The following is a 19,527-nucleotide window of genomic DNA, read 5'->3' as shown; positions in this document are numbered from 1 at the left end:
GACGAGAACTACCGCTGGTACGGATCCCCGTCGGGAAGCCATGCGTCCGGCGCGTGGATGCCGAAGTCGCCGACGCCTTCCGTCAGGGCGTCCACGGCGCTCAGTACGGCCGGGCGGATTTCTTCCCGGCGCCAGACGAGGGACCAGGTCCAATAGACCTTCGGCTCGACCACGGGACGGGCGACCAGATCGGGCGGCAGTGGAGTGGTCTGCCCCTTGGGCGAGTTGAGGATGGGCCGCCCGCGCCGGCGTACCTGGTCGAAGAACACGGGACCGGTGACACCGCCGTCCGTGATACGCACCGCGGTGGCGCCGGTGGCGGCGGCCAGCCGCTCCGCGTAGTCGTTCCAGGACACCCATGTGGTGGCGTCGTCGTCCAGCAGCACGACGGTGTCCCGGGCGCGGACCTCGCCGGTGTCCGGCCCGGCGGAGACGGCGTAGAGCCGGTCCGCGCCGATCAGCCGGGCGCTGAGTCCGCGCTTCTCCAGATCCTCCGTACGGATCCAGCACACCGCGAGGTCGAGGCCGCCGTCCGCGACGCGGGCGGCCTGGGCGTGGGAGGGCGCCACCCATGCGTCGATGTGCAGGCGCGCCACGGACGAGGCGCGGTCGGTCAGGTCCGGGGGCAGCCAATTCACATATCCGAGCCGGACCGGTTCCGAGCCCGCGATCCTCGCGGCGCGGTTACGGAGATCGTCGGCACGGTCGAGCAGGTCCCGGGTGTGCGGGAGCAGGGCCGCTCCGGCCGGGGTGAGGGCGACCGAACGTCGGTCGCGGTCGAAGAGCCGGACACCGAGGTCCCGTTCCAGCGCCTTGATCTGCTGGGACAGGGAGGGACCGGCGATAAGGAGCCGCTCCGCGGCGCGGCCGAAGTTCAGCTCCTCGGCCACAGCGACGAAATACCGCAACTGACGCAGCTCCACGATCGCCATGCTACCCGCGGTGGGAGGCGGCACCCATGAGCCGATGAGTGGCAGGGCTCATGCGCCGACCGATGCCTGCGGTGTGCGGGCTCCCAGCAACGCCAGGCAGTTCGGCCACACCGCGCTGAGCCGGGAAGCGTTGTTGTAGAGCTTGGCGAACAGGACCTGGCCCTCGAGTTGCGCGACCACGGACCGAGCGGCTTCGCGGGTGTCGGCGACGGTGACCTCGTCACGCTCGACGGCTTCGGCGATGACCGAGTCGACCATCTCGACCTGGGTCTCGAAGATCTCTTGCAGCCGCTTGCGGACGGCTTCGGTCTGATTGCTCATCTCCAGGGTGAGGTTCCCGAACATGCAGCCCGAAACGGTCCCGCAGCTCCGCTGGCCGGCGCGCTGGGCGGCCTCCGTCTCCTCGAACAGCTGCCGTAGCCGTTGCAGCGGCCGCGCGTCGCTGTTCAGGATGCGGGTCCAGTCGTGCCGCTGGGCGGTCCAGTGCTCGTCGATCACGGCCAGCGCGAGGGCCTCCTTGGACTCGAAGAAGTAGTAGAAACTGCCCTTGGGCACTCCGGCCGCCTTACAGATCTCGGCCACCCCCAGAGCCGAGTAGCCGCGCAGCTCGATGAGCGACCGCGCAGCGCTGAGGATCTTTTCCCTGGCATCACTCGTCCGTCCCATGTTGCCAGTATACGACCGATCGACTACCTTTTTACTAGACCGGTCATCTACTGACCCATCCGACAACGAACGCCCCCGCACTCTCCGCTGGAGGAGCAGACGCCATGAGTACTGACGCAGCGAACGACCCGATGCACGAGGTGCTGAGGCGCTGGCAGACCGCTTTCGACAGCCACCGGGCGGACCTCATGGCCGACCTGTTCACACCCGACGCCCTGTTCCAGGGATTCGGTCCCGAGACGATCTCCGGCCGGGACGCGGTGCGCGGTTACTACGAGGCCGTTCCGGACTACCGCAGGGCCCATCTCGGGGACGTCCACGGCTACCGGATCGGCGAGCAGGTGGCCGGTGGCTTCGCCGACGTCACCTTCCGGGATCCGACGGGCTGGGAGGCCCCGGTGCACCTGTCGCTGGTCCTCCAGTACGAGGACGGCAGTTGGCGGATCCGCCAGTACCACGCCTCCCGGATCGTCGCTGATCACTGAGCCCGCGACGATCCACGCGATGCCAGGCCGGGCGCGCCGCACGGCCTCGCCCCCCCCCCGCAGGGGCCCAAGAGAGGAAACGCCATGAAAGAGTTCCTGGTCGAGCTCACCACCACCGTCCCCGAGGACACCGACCCGGCCGAGGTCGACCGGCGCCGTGCGGCCGAGGCGGTACGGGCCCGGGAACTGACCGCCGCCGGCCACCTGGCCAGGCTGTGGCGTCCGGTGGGTGAACTGCGCAGCATCGGTCTGTGGCGGGCCGCCGACGAGGCCGAGTTGCATGAGAAGGTGCTCGGTACGCTGCCCCTGTGGCCCTGGATGACCGCGGTGGTCACCGCCGTTCAGCCGCACCCCAATGACCCGGGTGGGGCCGGCGTCACCGGCTGACTCAGTGTCCGGCGTTCTGGCCGCCGTCCACGTGCACGATCTCGCCGGTGACGAACGGGGCGTTCTCGAGGTAGACGATCGCGTTGACCACATCGTCGATCTCCCCCATCCGGCCGAGCGGGTGCATCGCGGCGAGGGCCTCTTGCGTCTCGGGCGGATGCATGGGAGTGCGGATTGTGCCCAGCGCGACGGTGTTGACCCGGATGCCACGGGCCGCGTACTCGATCGCCAGCGCCCTGGTGACCGCGTTCAGTCCGCCTTTGGTCAGCGAGGCGAGCGCTGAGGGCGTCTGTGAGTTGGCGTGGTCGACCAGGCTCGTGGAAAGGTTCACCACGTGGCCGCCACCGTCCCGGGAGAGCATCGCGGCGACGGCGCTGCGGGAAGTTTCGAAGAAGCCACGCAGATTGACCCCGGTCACGAGGTCATAGTCCTCGTCGGTGAAGTCGGTGAACGGCTTGGAGACGAAGACCCCGGCGTTGTTGACGAGTGTGTCGATCCGCCCGAACCGGGCCAGGGTCGCGTCGACGATACGGGCGCCCACGCCCGGCTCGGACACGTCACCACTGACGGTCAGGACGCTGGGATCGCTCGACTCGTCCAGGGAGCGGGCGGTCGCGGTAACCGCGTAGCCGAGCTCGCGGTAAGCGGGGACCAGGGCGGCGCCGATTCCCCGGGAAGCCCCGGTGACGATGGCGACCTTCTGCACGGTGTTCATTCGACCACCGCTCTCTCCGGTTCAGGCGGTAGGTGCGATCCGGGCCGCGGCGCCGGGCAGGTTGCGCCGTGGAAGTGCGCCCGCTCCGCCGAGGGGCCGCTCGATGGAATCAGGTCCCAGGCGCGGTTGCTCCCGCTGTCTCCATCATGCGCCCGACGACGGCGCACCCGCACGCCGGGGCGCCGGCACCGGATTTCCCCGGTGCCGGCGCCCCGGCGTGTCACGTCAGGTGGCGGGGCTCAGTCGAAGAGCGGGCCGACGGCGCGGCTGCGCTTGATCTCGTAGAAGCCGGGTGTGGAGGCGACGGCGAGGGTCCCGTCCCACAGGCGGGCCGCCTCCTCACCCTTGGGCGCCGGTGTGACGACGGGACCGAAGAAGGCGACCTTGCCCGACGGCGTGTGCGAACCCGGCACGGCGATGATGGGACTCCCCACTTCCGAACCGACCAAGGTGATGCCCTCGCGATGCGACAAGCGCAGTGCTTCGTCGTAGCCGTCGGCGTCACCGGCGTCGGCGAGGTCGGCGGGCAACCCGGCATCGCCGAGCGCCGCTTCGATGGTGGCGCGTGTCCTGGGTTCCTGGTCGAGGTGGTATCGGGTGCCGAGAGCGGTGTAAAGGGGCTCCAGCGCGTCGGCACCGAAGGCGATCTGCGCCGCGATCAGGGTGCGGACCGGCGCCCAGGCCCGGTCCATGAGGTCGCGGATGTGTTCCGGCAACTCGTCCAGGCGTGTCTCGTTGAGGACCGCCAGACTCATGACGTGCCAGGTGATGTCGACGGGCCGGGTCTTGCGGACCTCCAGCATCCAGCGGGAGGTCAGCCACGTCCACGGGCAGACGGGGTCGAACCAGAAGTCGACCGGCAGGGGCGACGGTACAGGGGGCATGTGGTGTCCAGTGGTTCAGTGGTCGGTCGGGAAGTCGGTGGAAGCCGTCAGATGGGCCCAGGCGTCGATGTCGTCCTGGAGCCGTTGCCGGCCCTGCTCGATCAAGCGCAGCGCATCGCTGCCGAGCACCAGGTGCACGGGCGGGTCTTCGGCGTCCAGCACGGTCAGGAGGGCCTTGGCGGCGCGGGCCGGGTCGCCGGTCTGGTTGCCGTCCTTGGCCTTGCGGGCGGCGCGGATGGGCTCGAAGACGGCGTCGTAGTCGGGGATGGTGCGCGGGACGCGGACCATCGAGCGCCCGGCCCAGTCGGTGCGAAAGGAACCGAGCGCCAGGGAGGTGACGTGGATGCCGAACTGGGCGACCTCCTGGGCGAGCGAGGCAGAGATGCCCTCGATGGCGAACTTGCTGGCGCCGTAGAAGGCGATTCCGGGCAGCGCGGTGAGACCGGCCATGGACGACAGGGTGACGATGTGTCCACCGCGGCGGCGTCTCAAATAAGGCAGGACGGCCCGGATGGCCGCCACGGTCCCGTAGACGTTGACGTCGAACTGGCGGCGCAGATCATCCATCGAGGACTCCTCGACCGTCCCCTCCACGCCGTACCCCGCATTGCTGATCAGCACGTCGATCGGGCCGATCCCGCGCTCGATCCGGTCGACCACGGTCTGCACCGCGTGCTCGTCCGTGACGTCCAGCTCCATCCCGGTCGCTCGGCCCGGCGCCAGCGCCTCGAATTCTCGGATCTGGTCCGGCTTGCGGACGGTGCCGACGACCCGGTGCCCCGCGGCCAGCGCCTCCTGGGCGAAGGCGCGTCCGAGACCGCCACCGACACCGGTGATGAGGAAAATCTTGCTCATGGAGCCTTCCGTGTGAGGGCAAGGGCGTGCCCGGGCGCCCCGTACCGGCGCCCGGGCGAGCGGTCCGGGGTCAGTGGCCGGCGCTCTGGCCACCGTCGACGTGGAGGATCTCGCCGGTGACGAACGGGGCGTTCTCCAGGTAGACGACGGCGTCGACGATGTCGACGATCTCGCCCATCCGGCCGACCGGGTGAAGGGCGGCGAGGGCGTCGTGGTACTCCGCCGGGTGCATCGGCGTCCTGATGATGCCGAGGGATACAGCGTTGCTGCGTATGCCGCGGGTGGCGTATTCGATGGCCAGGGCCTTGGTGGCCGACTGGAGTCCGCCCTTGGTGAGGGAGGCCAGTACGGAGGTGACCGCGGAGTGGGCGTGGTCGACCAGGCTGGTGGTGATCTGGACAATGTGTCCGCCGCCCTGGCGGAGCATCTGCTCGGTGGCGAGCTGGGTGATGCGGAAGAAACCGCTGAGGTTGACGCCGGTGACCGCGTCGTAGTCCGCCTGCGTGTACTCGGTGAAGGGCTTGGCGACGAAGACGCCGGCGTTGTTGACCAGGGTGTCGATGCGGCCGAAGCGCTCGATGGCGGCACCGGCCACGCGCTCGGCGGTGGCCGGGTCGGCGATGTCGCCCTGGACGGTGAGGATCTCGGGATCGGAAGAGGGGGTGATCCCGCGTGAGGTGGCGACGACGGCATAGCCGAGCTTGCGGTACGCCTCGACCAGGCCCGCGCCGATGCCCTGGGACGCGCCGGTGATGACGGCGACCTTCTGACCGGAAATGCTCATGGTGACTGTCTCCAGTGGGGTGGGGTGTTGTCCGGACCGGCGCTGATCACCGGCCTTTCATGAACATAGACGACCGGTCGACAAACATCCAGGAACGGCGGGAGCGCCCCACCTCCCCCGCACGGCTGTGACCTGTGGTGGGAGGCAGCGCCTACCGGATGGGAGGCAGCCGGTCACACGGATGTCCTGGTCAGACCGGCTCATCCGAGGCATCAAGGCCGAGGAGAGGAGGGGTCCGCACCTCCGCGCGCGTGCTGCCCGTAAGAGGCTGGGCCTACCACGAGGGAGGACGGCGATCGTGGCATTCGCCCTGGTGGCGGGCGCAGTCTGAGGCCATGGGAGCGCAACGCCACCCAGGCTTCCGTACCGCGAAACCGTCAAGGACCACATAGTGACCGCAGCAGCTCCGCGTCCCCACGCCACCGGCTCCCGGGGCGTCCGCCACTCGCCCTGGACTCATGTCGCGCAGGCCGCCGCCGCGCTGGGGGCGGGCATGGGTGTCGGCCGTTTCGTCTACACGCCGATTCTTCCCCTGATGCACGCTCAGGCCGGGCTGTCCGCCGCGACGGGTGCCAATCTCGCCACCGCCAACTACGTCGGCTATCTGCTCGGCGCGCTCGCCGGGACCTTCCTGCCACGTCTGATGCGCTCCCCCGCCGTGCTGCGGAGTTGTCTGGTGGTGCTGGCGGTGTCGCTGGCCGGGATGCCACTGACCCGCGCCACCGCTGCATGGCTGCTGCTCCGGCTGTGCGCGGGCGTGGTCAGTGCGGTGATCTTCGTCATCGCCGTCAGCTCCCTGCTCAGCCATCTGCGTGACCATCCCGCCCATCTGCCCGGGTGGGCCTTCGGCGGAGTCGGGGCCGGTATCGCCCTGTCCGGGTCGCTCGTCCTGGCGCTGCGCACGATCGCCGACTGGCAGGCGGCGTGGTGGGCCGCCGCCGGGCTGAGCGCGCTGCTCGCCCTCCCCGCGTGGTTCCTGCGCCCCGAACCCGCGCCCGCGTCGGTGTCCGCCACCCCCGCGCCCGGAGCGGAGCGGCAGGCGGGCGGCCCGCGCACCCATCGCTGGTTCACCGCGCTCCTCGCCTCGTACACGCTGGAGGGCGTCGGCTACATCATCGCCGGTACCTTCCTGGTGGCCGCGATCGAGCAGAGTTCTCCCGGCTGGATCGGCAGCGGCGCCTGGGTGCTGGTGGGCCTCGCGGCCATTCCGTCCTCCGCGCTGTGGGCGGGGCTGGGCCGGCGCTGGTCCCGCCCCAGCCTCCTGCTGGCCGCGCTGGGCGTCCAGGCCGTCGGCATCGCCCTGCCCGCGCTGATCGGTGGCGTCGCCGCGGCGCTGATCTCCGCGGTGCTCTTCGGCGCCACGTTCATCGGCGTCAGCACTCTCGCGCTGGCGACCGGCGCGCATCTGCGCTTCCCCCGCGCGGTCGCGCTGCTGACGGCCGGATACTCGGTGGGCCAGATCCTCGGGCCACTGGTCGCCACCCCGCTGCTGCGCCACGGGTACCACCAGGCCCTGATCCTCGCGGCCCTCGTCGTGCTGGCGTCCGCCGTCGCGGCGGCCCTCCTCCGGATCGGGTTCCCCCACCACATGCCCGCGCCCGGCCGCCCGGTCGTCCGCGGGGAGCCCGCGGCCGACCGGCGGTCCACGGGCCTCGGCACCGCCGAGGCCCGGGCGGACTGACCTCCGCCTCAGTCGACGAGGTCCAGCGCGGCGGTGACGATGCTGTCGGTGTCGATGCCGTGGTAGCGGTAGACGTCCTCGATCGAACCGCTCTGGCCGAACCGCGACACACCGAGGGTGGTGACGGGCGTGTTCTGGATCGTGCTCAGGAAGGCCAGTGTGTGCGGATGGCCGTCCAACACGGTGACCAGCGGTGTGGCCCGGTCGGCGGGGAAGACCTGGTCGAGGATCCAGCTCGGGTCCCGCGACAGGCCGCGGCGGGCCTGAAGCGCGCGGAAGAGCAGGTCCGGGCTGGTCACACAGACCACGTCGGCGCCGTGGCCGAGGGCGGCCAGCCGGTCGGCGGCGGCCAGGGCCTCGGGGATCAGGGCGCCCATCGCGGCGAGGGTCACCACGGGCTTCTCGTGACGGCGCAGCCGGTACGCTCCCTCGGTCACCTGCCGGCGGCGGCGCTCGCGGGCGGCCGGGTCGCCGGGCACGTCGGCCGCGGACTGGTCGACGGGCCGGGTGGACAGCCGCAGATAGGCCGAACTCCCGTCCGGCCGACCGAGGTTGCCGAGTGCGGTCAGCAGACACCATTCGGTGTCGATCGCGAACGCGGGCTCGTAGGTGACGCAGCCGGGCTGTTCGATGCCCAGCGAGGGCGTGGTGATCGACTGGTGGGCGCCGCCCTCCGGGGCGAGCGTGACGCCGGACGGCGTGCCGACCAGGATCGACTGGCCGCCCGCGTAGATGCCGAACGACCACGGCTCCAGGGCCCGGTTGACGAAGGGGTCGTAGACGACGCCGATCGGCAGCAGCGGCTGGCCCCAGCGGCTCCAGGTGGCGCCCAGCTCGCCGAGCAGGCCGACCAGGTTGGTCTCCGCGATGCCCAGCTCCACATGCTGACCCGTGGGCCGCTCCCGCCAGTGCAGGATCGTCTCGGCGTCATCGGCGAACCAGTTGGGGCGCTCGGCCGGGGACCACACACCGACCTTGTTGAGCCAGCCGCCGAGGTTGGTGGTGGAGCTGACGTCCGGGCTGACGGTGACGATCCGGGCGGCCGCCTCCGGCGCCCGCCGGGTGAGGTCCAACAGGACACGTCCGAGGGCCTGCTGGGTGTTGCCGGAGCCGGTCGGTGCCGGGCGGGCGAGGTCGGCGGGGACCTCGGGGGGCCGCCGCGCCGCGTGTCGGGGGCGGCGCAGCCGCCTGGCGGCCGCCGCGACCCGGGCCGCTTCCGGCGATCCGGCGGCGAAGGCGGCCCACGGCCGGTCGGGGTCCGTTCCCAGCCGGTCGGCCAGGGTCCTCATCTGGTCGGCGGTCAGCAGCGAGGAGTGGTTCTGCGGGTGGCCCTCGGTGGGCAGTCCGTAGCCCTTCACCGTGTACGCGAAGATGACGGTCGGCCGGGTGTCGTCGACGCTGTCGAACGCGTCCATCAGCGCGCCGATGTCGTGCCCGCCCAGGTTGCGCAGCGCCGCCAGCAGCGAGGCGTCGTCCAGGGGGGCGATGAGGTCGGCGATCGGTCCGGCGGTGGAGCCGGTGCCGGGCAGACGCTCGCGCAGTTCGTCGGCGGAGCAGCGCAGCAGGCGCTGGTACTCGGGGTTGTCCATGGCGTCGATGCGGGCGTGCAGGGCCTCGCCGCCCGGCCGCGCGAACAACTCCCGCAGCGCGTGCCCGTACTTGAGGGTGATGACCTGCCAGCCGGCCGCGGCGAACATGCCCTGGAGCCGGTCCGCGGCGATGCCGGGGACGACCCGGTCCAGGGACTGCCGGTTGAGGTCGACGACCCACACCGCCTCGCCCAGGCTGGGCACCATCGGGTCCTGGATCGCCTCCCAGATCGCGCCCTCGTCCAGCTCCGCGTCGCCCAGCAGGGAGTACTGCCGTCCCCTTCCGGCCCCGCTGAAGTGGCCCTCCACATAACGCCGTGCGAGGGCGCCCCACAGGGGGGCGGTGGCACCGATGCCGACCGAGCCGGTGGAGTAGTCGACCGGGTCGGGGTCCTTGGCCCGGCTGGGGTAGCTCTGGAGGCCGCCGAAGGCGCGCAGGGTGGTCAGGTAGGACTCGTCCAGCTCGCCCAGCAGGTAGTTGATGGCGTGCAGCACGGGTGAGGCATGGGGTTTGACCGACACCCGGTCCTCGGCGGTCAGCGCGTGGAACCACAGCGCCGTCATGATCGAGGACATCGAGGCGCTGGACGCCTGGTGACCGCCGACCTTCAGCCCCGAGGGGTTCGGCCGCACCCGGTTGGCGTGGTCGATGATCGCGGTGGACAGCCACAGCACCCGCTGCCCGACCGCCTCCAGCACGGCGAGCTCCTCCGCCCGGGCACCGCCCGAGCCGTTGCCGCCGATCGCTCTCAGCTCCGGGTCCAGGACCATCACCGACCGCCTCCGCTGTCCGCACCACGCCGTGGAAAAACTGAATTTGTGCTCCGCCAGTAGACAGATAGCTCTTCAGCTGCACAAGATGCTGCTCTTTCGTTGAGCATTCTGCTCATGCTCCGGGTCGAATGAGGGACGTCGATTGAGCACTATGAACAGTGAGCGAGGCGTGGACGCCACCGACGCGCGGATCCTGCTCGCCCTCGCCGCCCAGCCACGGGCCACCGTCGTCGCCCTGGCCGAGCAGCTGGGGCTGTCCCGCAACACCGTCCAGGCGCGGGTGGCCAGAATGGAGCAGGGCGGCGCGCTGGGCTCCTTCGAGCGGCGGATCACCCCGAAGGCACTGGGTCACCCGCTCACCGCGTTCGTCACCGCGCGGGTCGATCAGCGCCGGCTGGCCGAGGTGTCCGAGGCGCTGGCGGGCATCGCCGAAGTCGTGGAGGTCTTCGGCCTCAGCGGCGAGACGGATCTGCTGGTACGGGTGGTCGCCGCGGACGCGGAGGACCTGTACCGGATCGCGGGGCGGATCCTCGCCGTTCCGGGCATCGAACGCACGGCGACGGCCCTGGCCATGCGCGAGCTGGTGCCGCACCGCCTCACCCCGCTGCTGCGCCGTGCCGCGGCGGAGTGAGGGGTCACCCAGGCGAGTCCGCGGGGCGGGGTTCGAGGACGAAGGTGTGCCGTAGCACGGTGTACGGCTCGTCGGTCAGCTCGCGGCAGGGCCCGGCACCGGCCTCGTAGGTGTCATAGGACGTGATCAGCGACTCCTTGACCCCGAACACCGGATCCGTGTCGAGGTACGAGTCGTCCGACGGGAACAGCATGGTGGTCACGCGCTGGAAGCCCTCAGCCTCGATCAGCAGGTGCACATGGGCGGGCCGCATCAGCGACCTGCCGGTGGCGCCCAGGAGTTCGCCGACCGGGCCGTCGCCGGGGATCGGGTAGCTGGACGGGCGGATGGAACGGAAACCGAAGTGTCCCGTCTCGTCGGTGCGGAACAGCGCGCGCATGGCCGGGTCGGCCTGGCCGGACACCTCCACGTCGTAGTGGCCGTCCCCGTCACTGTGCCAGACGTCCACCGCCGCGTCGGCCACCGGCGCTCCCGCACGGTTCACGACCCGTCCCTCGAAGAACAGCGGCGTGCCGGGCAGACCCCCGGAGATGTCGGCGGCGTCGGCGTGGTGCGGCCTGTCCTCCCTGAAGAAGGGGCCCAGGACGCTGTTCTGGGTGGTTTCCGTGGGTCGTCGGTTGCTCAGGGAGTCGACCAGCATGGTGATGCCCAGCACATCGGACAGCAGGATGAACTCCTGGCGCGTCGATGTGCACATCTGGCCGGTGCGCGTCAGGAAGTCCACTCCCCGGGCCCACTCCTCCTCCGTCAGCCCGACATCGCGGACGAAGGCGTGGAGGTGCCGCACCAGCGATTCCAGGATCTCCGCGACGCGGGCGTCCTCGGTGTCCCGCATGGTGGAGATCACGGCATCGGTGATGGTGTCGCTGGTCAGATCACGCATGGCGCGCTCCCGTGGTGGTTGGGTGTCGATGACGTTCACGGTGTCTCGCCGACCCGGGCGCGGGTCAAGGGGTGTGCGGCGCCGCCACGTTCATGCCGGGGACCGTACACGGCGGCACCGCCGTGGCCGGAACCATGGCGGTGTGCCTGTGCGTGAGCCTGTGCCTGTGCCTGTGCCTGTGCGGGAGACGATCGGCTCCACCGAGCCATCCGCCGCGCGCGGATGGCCGCGTCAGCCGCGGCCGCCGCCGCAGGTCGATCCGTGGGCCGCGGATGGCGCAGATGAGCCCGCTTCGCCAACTCCTCCTCGTCGACCAGCGTGAGCATCGGCTGGCCCGGCGCGCACAGCATGAACACCACGAACTTGCTCGGGGCGTCCGACAGGGCGTTGCCGTTCTGGTAGTGGATCACGTCACCGCCGGGCTCGAAGAGCGTCTCACCGGCCTTGATCACGCGCTCCGGCACACGGAAGAAAAGGCACCGCCCGCATCTGTGACACGCCGTGCGCCATCAGGGAAAACGCGGTTGGCTCAGCCGAACGCCTCGGTGAGTGCCTTCCCGCACTGGTGTGGATCGCCATCCGCCATCCGCCAGGCGTGGCTGCCGTGGCGCCGGCTCGCGCCCCGCCCGCTGCACCACGCCCGTAGCCACCCCTCCTGGTGGTCGCCTTCGGTCTGTTCCTCCTCTCCTCGAAGATCGATCCCGAGGTGTGAACGCGGCCGGACCGGGCCGGGCCTACGCGCCGGGACCGCTGCCGGTGAGCTGTTCGCGGATCGCGCTCGGCGACGGCGAGTGTCCGGCCGTTGTGCGCCACGGGGTCGTGCACGCATTCCGGAAGGTCGTGGCCGCCGCCGCGGTGGCGGGGGAACCGCCGTTCCGCGGTGTCCTGTTCGGGCCCGCCACCACCGCTAGACTCGCCCGGTGATCAGTGTTCGACGTGTCCCGGAGATGTGGCACCGGTTCGATGTCACGGTCCGGGATCTCCCGCTCGGGCTGCTGATCCTCGCCGGGTCGCTCATCCCGGAGTTCCACAACCACGGGACGCAGCTGGGCGGCCTGCCGGCCCGCCCCTTCGACGCGCTGGCCATCGTGGCGGTCGCCCTCCAGTGCCTGCCGCTCGCCGTGCGCCGGCGGTGGCCGGTGGTCTGTCTCGCCCTGGTGTCGCTCGGCCTCGCCGTCGACCAGCTCCGCGGCTACCACTCGTTCGCGGGCACCGCGATGCCCGTCGCGCTGCTGAGCGTGGGGTCCCATCTGGAGCGGCACCGGCGCGCCACCGCGCTCGTGTTCTCCGTGGCGTATGTGCCGCTGGCGGTCGCGCTGTACCGGCTCGGGTCGGGCGCCGAGGCGCCGAGCGAGTTCGTGATGTACTACCTGGCGCTGGCCCTCCCCTGGGGCATGGGGTCGTGGCTGCGCTCCACCCGGGTCGCGGAAGCCGAGCGCCGCCGCCGCGTCGCCGAGGACACCCGCGCCGCGGAACGCGCCCGCATCGCCCGTGAGCTCCACGACGTGGTGTCCCACCATGTGACGGCGATGGTCGTACAGGCCGAGGCGGCACGCTATCTGACCGCCGCGCCCGAGCGACTCGACCAGGCCCTGACCGCGGTCACCGAGACCGGCAGACGTGCCACCACCGATCTGCGGCACCTGCTCGACCTGATCAACCCCGACCACGGCACCGAGGCCACGACACCGGCTGTCGGCAGACTCCTCACGCTCGTGGAGCAGACCCGCAGGTCCGGGCAGCCGGTGGAGTTCACCGAGGAGGGCACACCGGCGGAGTCGACCGGCAGCGCCGACCTGGTGGCCTACCGGGTCGTACAGGAGGCCCTGACGAACGCCCTCAAGTACGCCCACGGCAGCCGCACTTCGGTCCAGGTCCACCACGGGGAGAGGGACGTCACCGTGGAAGTCAGCACGGACGGCTCCGGCTCGCGGGCCCCCGCCTCGCCCGGTGGGAGCGGGCGGGGGCTGGCCGGTCTGCGCGAACGGGTCGACGTGCTCGGCGGCGACTTCCATGCGGGCGCCCGGACGAACGGCGGCTTCGTCGTCCGGGCGCGGATACCCGCGGGGAGCCCGTCATGACCGAGCCGATCCGGGTCCTGGTCTGCGACGACCAGGTGCTGGTCCGCACCGGACTGGTGACGATCATCGACGCCCAGCCCGACCTCGAGGTGGTGGGTGAGTGCGAAGACGGGCAGACCGCGGTCGACCTCGCCGGCCGGCTGCACCCGGACGTCGTGGTGATGGACGTCCGCATGCCGGTGCTCGACGGCATCGAGGCCACCCGCCTGCTGGCCGGTGCGGGGGTGCGGCGCCCCGTCAAGGTGCTCGTGGTGACCACGTTCAACCTGGACATCTACGTCTACGAGGCGCTGCGCGCGGGAGCGAGCGGGTTCCTGCTCAAGGACGCACCGCCGTCCCAACTGCTGCACGGAATCCGGACCGTGTCCACGGGCGCGGCCCTGCTGGACCCCGAGGTGACACGCCAGCTCGTGGGCAGGTACGCTGCCCGGATCCGGCCTCCCGACGGCGCCCCGGACGACATCCCGCTGACCCCTCGCGAACTGGAGGTGCTCCGCCTCATCGCGAACGGCCTGTCCAACAGCGAGATCGCCGCGACGCTGGTGATCAGCCAGGAGACCGTCAAGACCTTCGTGTCACGCATCCTCACCAAACTCGGGCTTCGCGACCGTGTGCAGGCGGTCGTCTACGCCTACCGCCAGGGCCTGGTGACCTGACGCGCCACACGGCTGACCACCGCCACTCACACCTTGATCAGGTTCTCGCTCATCTCCCAGAGCCGCCGGGCGGACCGCGGGTCGATGGCGTGTGGCACGACATCGGCGGGAGGGTCCTGGTCGATACCGAAGGCGATGGGGGCCGGTTCCTCGTCCAGCGGTGAGATGTCGTTGTCCTTGAGGTAGACACCGCCGATCCCGTCGAGCAGTGGACTGGCCGCCGCGAACACGATGGTGCTCGCCCCCTGTTGCGGGTTCTTGATCCCGCGGTCGGGGTCGACGACCGGCCGGCCGGAATCGTCGAGCAGTCCCATGGCCCGCTGCTGCTCCTCGCCGACCGAGTCGTTCAGGCTGGTGCCGACGACGATGCCCGGGTGCACGGCGTAGCCGCGGATCCGGTCCTGGGACCAGCGGCGGTCCAGCTCGACGGCGAACAGCACATTGGCCGTCTTGGACTGGCCGTAGGCGAGGTAGCCGTCGTAGCCCGTGATGAAGTGCGGATCGTCCCAGCGGATGTCGGAGAGCCGGTGGCCACCGGATGACACGTTGACGACCCGGGCGCCGTGAGCGGCGCGCAGCGCGGGCAGCAGGCCCAGGGTCAGCTGGAAGTGACCCAGATGGTTGGTGGCGAACTGCGGCTCGTAGCCGCGCGCGTCGCGCACCAGGCCGTCGGGGAGCGGCAGACCGGCGTTGTTGACCAGGATGTGGAGCGGGCGGCCGGAGTCGAGGTACCGGGCCGCGAAGGCGTCGATCGAGGCCGGGTCGAGCAGGTCGAGCCGACCGACCTCGACGCCCTCGATCCCGGCCAGCGCGGCCGCGGCGCGGTCCGGGCGGCGCGAGCCGACGGTGACGGCCGCGCCGGCCGCGCTGAGTGCCCGGGTGGTCTCCAGGCCGAGTCCGGCGTGGCCGGCGGTGACGACGGCGTGGGTGCCGGACAGGTCGATGCCCGCGAGCACCTCGGCGGCCGTCGAGGCCGCGGTGAAGCCGGACCCGAGGGGGTGTTGTATGTGATGCATGGATCCACTCTCGGGTGTGTCCCTCGTACGTTGAATACTTGCCCGTTCGGGGTTTTTGCTCGATCGTACGGATATGGCCGACGACCAGCTGTCCGAAGTGTTCGATCACATCGAGATCCGGGGACTGATGTCGAGCGGCTTCGCGGCCCGGGACCACTGGGTGGCGCGCGGCAGCCTCGGCCATCCCCTGAAGTTCATCGCCGTGGCGCGCGGCCGTGCCTGGCTGACCACCGACAGCACCGGGAGCCCCATCGCCCTCGACACGGGCGACGTCGCCATCCTGAACAATCAGGCGTGGCTGGAGCTCCGGGGAGGCGCCGGTGACGGGCCGCCCCGCGACATCGATGTGACCGTGGCGAGCTACACCTCCCTCCGCGAGGACGACGCGGACCACACCGGGGCCGATGTGGTCCTCGGCGGCCACGTCGCCCTCAACCCGGTGGGCCGGACCCTGCTGCTCCAGGCCCTTCCGCCGGTGGGGCATGTCCGGGCGTCCCCCGCCGCGACCCACCTGCGAGACAGACTGGACCAGCTCCTCGACGAGCTGACCGGCGACCGCATCGGCTCCGCGTTCGCCATCCGGCAGCACGGCCAGCTTCTGCTGCTCGACATGTTGCGCGCCTACGTCGACCAGGCCGAGCTCCCCTCGGGGTGGCTGCGGGCACTGACCGACGACCGTCTGCATGCGGCGCTCAGCCTCATGCACGCCGAACCGGCGAAGCCCTGGCGGCTGGAGACGCTGGCGAGCGCCTCGGCGATGTCACGGACGTCCTTCGCCACCCACTTCCGGACCGTGGCGGGCATGCCGCCGCTCACCTATCTCAACCGCTGGCGGATGCTGCTGGCGCAGCGCGCCCTGCGCGACGGCGACGACTCCATTGGTTCGCTGGCATCCGCCCTGGGGTACACATCCGTGAGCGCCTTCAGCTCCGCGTTCAAACGGGAGGTGGGAGAGTCACCGCTGCGCTACCGGCACCGGCTGCGTGACGAGAAGCTCGCCCGTTGAGTCCCAGTCGCGTCGAGGCCGAGCGGAGTGCTCCAGGCGGGTGCCCCTCCTCATCCGTCGGCTACGGCCACGCGCAGAGGCGCCCGGAATGACAGCAGTCCGAGCATCGGTGTGCCCTCCGCGCCTGCCACGAGGCGCGCCTTCGGCAGGCCACGAGCCGCTGCCCGCAGGGCCACCGCGGCTTCCGTTCGCGCCAACGACGCGCCTGGGCAGCGGTGGCGACCGGTGCCGAAGGCCAGGTGGTGGCGGATGTTGGCCCGGTGTGGACACATCCGTTCCGGGTCGGTGAAGACCTCCGGGTCCGAGCCGCTGCCCATGAGCATCAACAGCAGCTGTGCTCCCGCGGGCAGTTCCACTCCACCCAGTTCCACAGGTCGCGCTACCACCCTGCGCCAGGTGGTCACCGGTGGCTCGCGCCGCAGCACCTCCTCCACCCAGGCGCCGGCCGCTTCCTCCTCCTGTGCCACGCGCGGCCACAGTCCGGGCTCGACAAGCGCACGGCGCAGCACGGTGGCGATGAGCTGTCCGGTGGTCGACTGGCCGGCGATGAAGACGAAGAAGCAGGCGGCGACCGCGGTCTGGGGGTCCAGCGGTGCTCCGTCGGGCAGCCGGTGCCGGGCGAGTGCTCCGATGAAGGAGTCGGCGGTGGCCTTGCCGGTGCGCACGGTCGTGGTCAGCCATCGGTGGAACTCACCGGCCCGTTGCGCCAGTTCCAGCTGCCGGTCCGGTGTGGGCCTGCCCCAGAACAGCTCCAGCGAGGCGTCGCTCCAGCGGATCAGCGTGGCCGGGTCGACGTCGTGGATGTCCAGCAACTCCATCAGTACCCGGCAGGGAAGGACTTGCGCGAAGGAGGTGAACAGGTCGTCTTCGCCGTCGGCGTCGATCCGCGCCCGCGCCGCCTCGAGCAGTTCCCCGGCCAGGCGCTCGATCACCGGTACGGCTTCCGCGACGCGCCGTGCGTTGAAGAACCGGGTGACCACCCGGCGCAGCCCGGGATGGCTGTCGGTGCCGTTGTTGGCGAGCGCCGGCGGGAGCTGGAAGCCGGCCCGGGCGAGCACCCGCAGCACGGCCACGGGCAGCGGGGTGACCGCGTGCTGGGCGTTGTCCGGTCGGAAGGTGGCGGGGTCGAGCAGCACCCGGCGGATGTCCTGGTGGCGGCTGACCAGCCACAGACCGGTGCCCGCGTCGTGGTGCACGGGCGCCTGGGACCGCAGCAGGTCCAACCAGGGGTGGGGGTCGCGGACGAAGCCGTCGCCGAACAGGTCCAGACCGCCCAGCGGACCGCCCGCGCCGGGCGGGAGGGGCCCCGCCGCTCCGCTGCCGGGTCCGCCGTCGCGGACCTCCGTACCAGGTGCGGAGGTGTCCAGAGCCGGTATGCGCACGGACGGACGCTAACACGTGGCCGCCCCGGCACCGCCGCCCTTGTGCGCGGCATCACTCGGACGCACGGCGGCCACCCCGGTCGTCCGCACCGGCCCCTCCCCCACCCGCCGACCGGCCACCGGGCGCGTGCCAGAGTACCGGTCATGGCCCAGCACCCCGTCCAGCCGACCACACCCGCCCCGGCCTCGGGCGATCGGTCCATCTCCGCGCCGGATGCCACCGCGCCTTCCGCGAGCCGGGACGATCCGCACCGCGCCCGCCCAGGACATGCCGCCCCGGCCCCGGCGACGGTCTTCGACTGGATCGACCGGCGCACCACGACTCAACTGGGGGTCCCGTATGCCAGATGTGGTCTTCATCGTGGTGACGGTCGCCACGTTCGCCCTCATCGTCCTGGTGACCAAGGGGGTGGAGCGGCTGTGAGCACGGATGAGCGGGGTGAACATCAACGGCTGGGAGGTCCGCAAGGGCGCCGCGGCGGCGGTGGCCACCTGGGTGACCGAGCACGGCGGGCAGTCCGACGCGGAGGTCCGGTCGGTCGTGGACCGGATCTCCGAATCGGGCGGCACCCCGCTCGTGGTCGCCGAGCGCACGTACTCATCGGCTCGGGTGCTGGGCGTCATCCACCTCAAGGACGTCGTCAAGCACGGAATGCGCGAGCGGTTCGACGAGCTGCGGCGCATGGGCATCAAGACCGTGATGATCACCGGCGACAACCCGCTCACCGCGCGGGCGATCGCCGAGGAGGCAGGGGTGGACGACTTCCTGGCGGAGGCCACGCCCGAGGACAAGATGGCGCTCATCCGCCGGGAACAGGCGGACGGCAAGGTGGTGGCGATGACCGGTGACGGGACGAACGACGCCCCGGCGCTCGCCCAGGCCGACGTCGGCGTGGCGATGAACACCGGTACCTCGGCCGCCAAGGAGGCCGGGAACATGGTCGATCTGGACTCCAACCCCACCAAGCTCATCGAGATCGTGGAGATCGGCAAACAGCTGCTGATCACCCGCGGCGCGCTGACCACGTTCTCCATCGCCAACGACGTGGCGAAGTACTTCGCGATCATCCCCGCGATGTTCACCGCCGCCTACCCGGGCCTGGACAAGCGCAACGTCATGCAGTTGCACAGCCCGACCTCGGCCATCGCCTCCGCGATCGTGTTCAACGCGCTGATCATCGTCGCGCTGATCCCGCTCGCTCTGCGCGGGGTGCGCTACCGGCCCTCCTCGGCCGCGGCGCTGCTGAGCCGCAACATCCGGGTCTAACGGCCTCGGCGGGCTCGTCCTTCCGTTCATCGGCATCAAACTGATCGATCTGGTCGTCCAGTTCATCCCGGGACTGCGCTGACCCACGACACAGAAGAAGGCCATCATCATGCCCAGCCGGCTTTCCCCCGTGGTCCGGAACCATCTGTCGGCCCTGCGGATGCTGCTCGTGTTCACCGTCCTCGCCGGGATCATCTATCCGCTCGCCGTCACCGGCGTGGCCCAGGCGGCGTTCTCGGACCAGGCGAACGGCTCGCGGGTCGAGCGGCACGGCGAGACCGTCGGCTCCAGCCTGCTCGGGCAGAACTTCAACCTGCCCGAGAGGAACCCCGAGGACCCGGACGAGGTGCCCAGGCCCCACCCGAAGTGGTTCCAGCCCCGCCCCTCCGCCGGCGGATACGACCCGCTGGTCTCCGGCGCGTCCAACCTCGGCCCGAATGACAAGAGCCTGGTCAAGACGGTCAAGGAGCGGCGGGCCGCGATCGCGGAGTTCGACGGCGTCGATCCGAAGGACGTACCGGCGGACGCCGTCACCGCTTCCGGCTCCGGGCTCGACCCGCACATCTCGAAGCGGTACGCCTACGAGCAGGTCAACCGCGTCGCCAAGGCTCGCGGCCTGACGGCGGCGAGCGTGCGCGAGCTGGTCGCCGACCATGTCCAGGGCCGCGTCATCGTCTTTCTGGGCGCGGAACGCGTGAATGTCGTCGAACTCAACGCCGCACTGGACGAAGGCCGCCGCACCCACCGGGGCACACGAGCGGCGGACCCACTACCCGCGCATCTGTCTCGCCGCCCTGCGCCGCAAACTGGCGGCCCCGATGGGATCACAGCATTCGGTTCAGTTCATTCCCGG

Annotated in this window: 18 protein-coding genes and 3 pseudogenes; 10 read left to right on the top strand and 11 right to left on the bottom strand. The window is 71.0% G+C overall.

Annotated features, from left to right (window positions below; translation table 11 throughout):
* Positions 1-8: 8 nt before the first annotated feature.
* Together KHP12_RS02085 and KHP12_RS02080 are read right to left on the bottom strand one after the other, a co-directional pair.
* Positions 9-932: a LysR family transcriptional regulator gene (locus KHP12_RS02085; RefSeq protein ID WP_211831307.1), complete on the bottom strand. Its 924-nt coding sequence runs from the start codon at positions 930-932 to the stop codon at positions 9-11.
* A 48-nt stretch (positions 933-980) separates the two neighbouring features.
* Entirely contained in the window at positions 981-1,598 is a 618-nt protein-coding gene (locus KHP12_RS02080) for a TetR/AcrR family transcriptional regulator (protein WP_037966181.1), read from the bottom strand.
* 104 nt (positions 1,599-1,702) lie between these two features.
* On the opposite strand from KHP12_RS02080, the gene KHP12_RS02075 reads away from it, so the two are divergent.
* On the top strand, positions 1,703-2,083 hold the full coding sequence (locus KHP12_RS02075; RefSeq protein ID WP_211831306.1) for an SgcJ/EcaC family oxidoreductase: 381 nt from the start codon (positions 1,703-1,705) through the stop codon (positions 2,081-2,083).
* Between the two features lie 84 nt (positions 2,084-2,167).
* Positions 2,168-2,470 carry a muconolactone Delta-isomerase family protein gene (locus KHP12_RS02070; protein ID WP_037966186.1) on the top strand — a complete coding sequence of 101 codons (303 nt, stop codon included), beginning with the start codon at positions 2,168-2,170 and terminating at the stop codon, positions 2,468-2,470.
* A gap of 1 nt (position 2,471) precedes the next feature.
* Here the strand turns inward: KHP12_RS02070 and KHP12_RS02065 are convergent, their stop codons facing one another.
* From KHP12_RS02065 to KHP12_RS02050, 4 genes are all read right to left on the bottom strand, one after another.
* Positions 2,472-3,185 (bottom strand): SDR family NAD(P)-dependent oxidoreductase, encoded by a 714-nt coding sequence (locus KHP12_RS02065; RefSeq protein WP_086880870.1) that lies wholly within the window; start codon positions 3,183-3,185, stop codon positions 2,472-2,474.
* A gap of 239 nt (positions 3,186-3,424) precedes the next feature.
* On the bottom strand, positions 3,425-4,069 hold the full coding sequence (locus KHP12_RS02060) for a mycothiol-dependent nitroreductase Rv2466c family protein (protein ID WP_086879319.1): 645 nt from the start codon (positions 4,067-4,069) through the stop codon (positions 3,425-3,427).
* A gap of 15 nt (positions 4,070-4,084) precedes the next feature.
* Positions 4,085-4,924 (bottom strand): oxidoreductase, encoded by an 840-nt coding sequence (locus tag KHP12_RS02055; RefSeq protein WP_086879320.1) that lies wholly within the window; start codon positions 4,922-4,924, stop codon positions 4,085-4,087.
* A 70-nt stretch (positions 4,925-4,994) separates the two neighbouring features.
* Positions 4,995-5,708, bottom strand: coding sequence for an SDR family NAD(P)-dependent oxidoreductase (locus KHP12_RS02050; RefSeq protein WP_086879321.1), 714 nt, complete (start codon positions 5,706-5,708; stop codon positions 4,995-4,997).
* 493 nt (positions 5,709-6,201) lie between these two features.
* Here KHP12_RS02050 and KHP12_RS02045 point away from each other — a divergent pair, with 493 nt between their 5' ends.
* On the top strand, positions 6,202-7,389 hold the full coding sequence (locus KHP12_RS02045; protein WP_211831621.1) for a YbfB/YjiJ family MFS transporter: 1,188 nt from the start codon (positions 6,202-6,204) through the stop codon (positions 7,387-7,389).
* An 8-nt stretch (positions 7,390-7,397) separates the two neighbouring features.
* On the opposite strand, the gene KHP12_RS02040 is transcribed toward KHP12_RS02045, so the two are convergent.
* Positions 7,398-9,749: a thiamine pyrophosphate-binding protein gene (locus KHP12_RS02040; protein WP_246648426.1), complete on the bottom strand. Its 2,352-nt coding sequence runs from the start codon at positions 9,747-9,749 to the stop codon at positions 7,398-7,400.
* A 154-nt stretch (positions 9,750-9,903) separates the two neighbouring features.
* On the opposite strand from KHP12_RS02040, the gene KHP12_RS02035 reads away from it, so the two are divergent.
* Positions 9,904-10,383, top strand: a complete 480-nt coding sequence (locus KHP12_RS02035) for an Lrp/AsnC family transcriptional regulator (RefSeq protein ID WP_037965986.1) — start codon at positions 9,904-9,906, stop codon at positions 10,381-10,383.
* Positions 10,384-10,387: 4 nt separating this feature from the next.
* On the opposite strand, the gene KHP12_RS02030 is transcribed toward KHP12_RS02035, so the two are convergent.
* Together KHP12_RS02030 and KHP12_RS02025 are read right to left on the bottom strand one after the other, a co-directional pair.
* Complete coding sequence (locus tag KHP12_RS02030; protein ID WP_086879322.1) at positions 10,388-11,266, bottom strand: dioxygenase family protein; 879 nt, start codon at positions 11,264-11,266, stop codon at positions 10,388-10,390.
* Positions 11,267-11,526: 260 nt separating this feature from the next.
* A pseudogene (locus KHP12_RS02025) lies at positions 11,527-11,727 on the bottom strand (cupin domain-containing protein); the annotation flags it as partial.
* A gap of 486 nt (positions 11,728-12,213) precedes the next feature.
* On the opposite strand from KHP12_RS02025, the gene KHP12_RS02020 reads away from it, so the two are divergent.
* Positions 12,214-13,347, top strand: a complete 1,134-nt coding sequence (locus KHP12_RS02020; RefSeq protein ID WP_246648425.1) for a sensor histidine kinase — start codon at positions 12,214-12,216, stop codon at positions 13,345-13,347.
* Positions 13,344-14,003: a response regulator gene (locus KHP12_RS02015; protein ID WP_086879325.1), complete on the top strand. Its 660-nt coding sequence runs from the start codon at positions 13,344-13,346 to the stop codon at positions 14,001-14,003. The genes KHP12_RS02020 and KHP12_RS02015 overlap by 4 nt, the downstream gene beginning before the upstream one ends.
* A 26-nt stretch (positions 14,004-14,029) precedes the next feature.
* On the opposite strand, the gene KHP12_RS02010 is transcribed toward KHP12_RS02015, so the two are convergent.
* Positions 14,030-15,019 (bottom strand): SDR family NAD(P)-dependent oxidoreductase, encoded by a 990-nt coding sequence (locus KHP12_RS02010; protein ID WP_086879326.1) that lies wholly within the window; start codon positions 15,017-15,019, stop codon positions 14,030-14,032.
* A gap of 73 nt (positions 15,020-15,092) precedes the next feature.
* Between KHP12_RS02010 and KHP12_RS02005 the strand changes: the two genes are divergently transcribed.
* Positions 15,093-16,025: an AraC family transcriptional regulator gene (locus KHP12_RS02005; protein WP_086879327.1), complete on the top strand. Its 933-nt coding sequence runs from the start codon at positions 15,093-15,095 to the stop codon at positions 16,023-16,025.
* Positions 16,026-16,075: 50 nt separating this feature from the next.
* Here KHP12_RS02005 and KHP12_RS02000 read toward each other — a convergent pair whose 3' ends face one another.
* The gene (locus KHP12_RS02000) at positions 16,076-17,407 is read right to left on the bottom strand and encodes a cytochrome P450 (protein WP_211831305.1); all 1,332 of its coding nucleotides are present in this window, start codon (positions 17,405-17,407) and stop codon (positions 16,076-16,078) included.
* Between the two features lie 214 nt (positions 17,408-17,621).
* On the opposite strand from KHP12_RS02000, the gene KHP12_RS01995 reads away from it, so the two are divergent.
* The 3 genes and pseudogenes from KHP12_RS01995 to kdpC form a co-directional block, all read left to right on the top strand.
* A complete protein-coding gene (locus KHP12_RS01995; protein WP_143677722.1) occupies positions 17,622-17,831 on the top strand; it encodes a hypothetical protein in 210 nt (69 codons plus the stop codon).
* A gap of 3 nt (positions 17,832-17,834) precedes the next feature.
* Positions 17,835-18,756: pseudogene (locus KHP12_RS01990) on the top strand (HAD-IC family P-type ATPase); the annotation flags it as partial.
* A gap of 27 nt (positions 18,757-18,783) precedes the next feature.
* Positions 18,784-19,401 (top strand): annotated as a pseudogene (gene kdpC, locus KHP12_RS01985) (potassium-transporting ATPase subunit KdpC); the annotation flags it as partial.
* Positions 19,402-19,527 lie beyond the last annotated feature (126 nt).

This window comes from Streptomyces asiaticus (genome assembly GCF_018138715.1).
GTDB classification, from domain to species: Bacteria; Actinomycetota; Actinomycetes; order Streptomycetales; family Streptomycetaceae; genus Streptomyces; species Streptomyces asiaticus.
This window is presented reverse-complemented; position numbering and strand designations above follow the sequence as displayed.

Bases quoted from the DNA above. Each gene is read 5' to 3' on its own strand.
- KHP12_RS02070 (WP_037966186.1), top strand. From the start codon at position 2,168: ATGAAAGAGTTCCTGGTCGAGCTCACCACCACCGTCCCCGAGGACACC.
- KHP12_RS02050 (WP_086879321.1), bottom strand. From the start codon at position 5,708: ATGAGCATTTCCGGTCAGAAGGTCGCCGTCATCACCGGCGCGTCCCAG.
- KHP12_RS02030 (WP_086879322.1), bottom strand. From the start codon at position 11,266: ATGCGTGATCTGACCAGCGACACCATCACCGATGCCGTGATCTCCACC.
- KHP12_RS02045 (WP_211831621.1), top strand. From the start codon at position 6,202: ATGGGTGTCGGCCGTTTCGTCTACACGCCGATTCTTCCCCTGATGCAC.
- KHP12_RS01995 (WP_143677722.1), top strand. From the start codon at position 17,622: ATGCCACCGCGCCTTCCGCGAGCCGGGACGATCCGCACCGCGCCCGCC.
- KHP12_RS02085 (WP_211831307.1), bottom strand. From the start codon at position 932: ATGGCGATCGTGGAGCTGCGTCAGTTGCGGTATTTCGTCGCTGTGGCC.
- KHP12_RS02055 (WP_086879320.1), bottom strand. From the start codon at position 4,924: ATGAGCAAGATTTTCCTCATCACCGGTGTCGGTGGCGGTCTCGGACGC.
- KHP12_RS02010 (WP_086879326.1), bottom strand. From the start codon at position 15,019: ATGCATCACATACAACACCCCCTCGGGTCCGGCTTCACCGCGGCCTCG.
- KHP12_RS02020 (WP_246648425.1), top strand. From the start codon at position 12,214: ATGTGGCACCGGTTCGATGTCACGGTCCGGGATCTCCCGCTCGGGCTG.
- KHP12_RS02075 (WP_211831306.1), top strand. From the start codon at position 1,703: ATGAGTACTGACGCAGCGAACGACCCGATGCACGAGGTGCTGAGGCGC.
- KHP12_RS02035 (WP_037965986.1), top strand. From the start codon at position 9,904: ATGAACAGTGAGCGAGGCGTGGACGCCACCGACGCGCGGATCCTGCTC.
- KHP12_RS02005 (WP_086879327.1), top strand. From the start codon at position 15,093: ATGGCCGACGACCAGCTGTCCGAAGTGTTCGATCACATCGAGATCCGG.
- KHP12_RS02040 (WP_246648426.1), bottom strand. From the start codon at position 9,749: ATGGTCCTGGACCCGGAGCTGAGAGCGATCGGCGGCAACGGCTCGGGC.
- KHP12_RS02065 (WP_086880870.1), bottom strand. From the start codon at position 3,185: ATGAACACCGTGCAGAAGGTCGCCATCGTCACCGGGGCTTCCCGGGGA.
- KHP12_RS02015 (WP_086879325.1), top strand. From the start codon at position 13,344: ATGACCGAGCCGATCCGGGTCCTGGTCTGCGACGACCAGGTGCTGGTC.
- KHP12_RS02080 (WP_037966181.1), bottom strand. From the start codon at position 1,598: ATGGGACGGACGAGTGATGCCAGGGAAAAGATCCTCAGCGCTGCGCGG.
- KHP12_RS02060 (WP_086879319.1), bottom strand. From the start codon at position 4,069: ATGCCCCCTGTACCGTCGCCCCTGCCGGTCGACTTCTGGTTCGACCCC.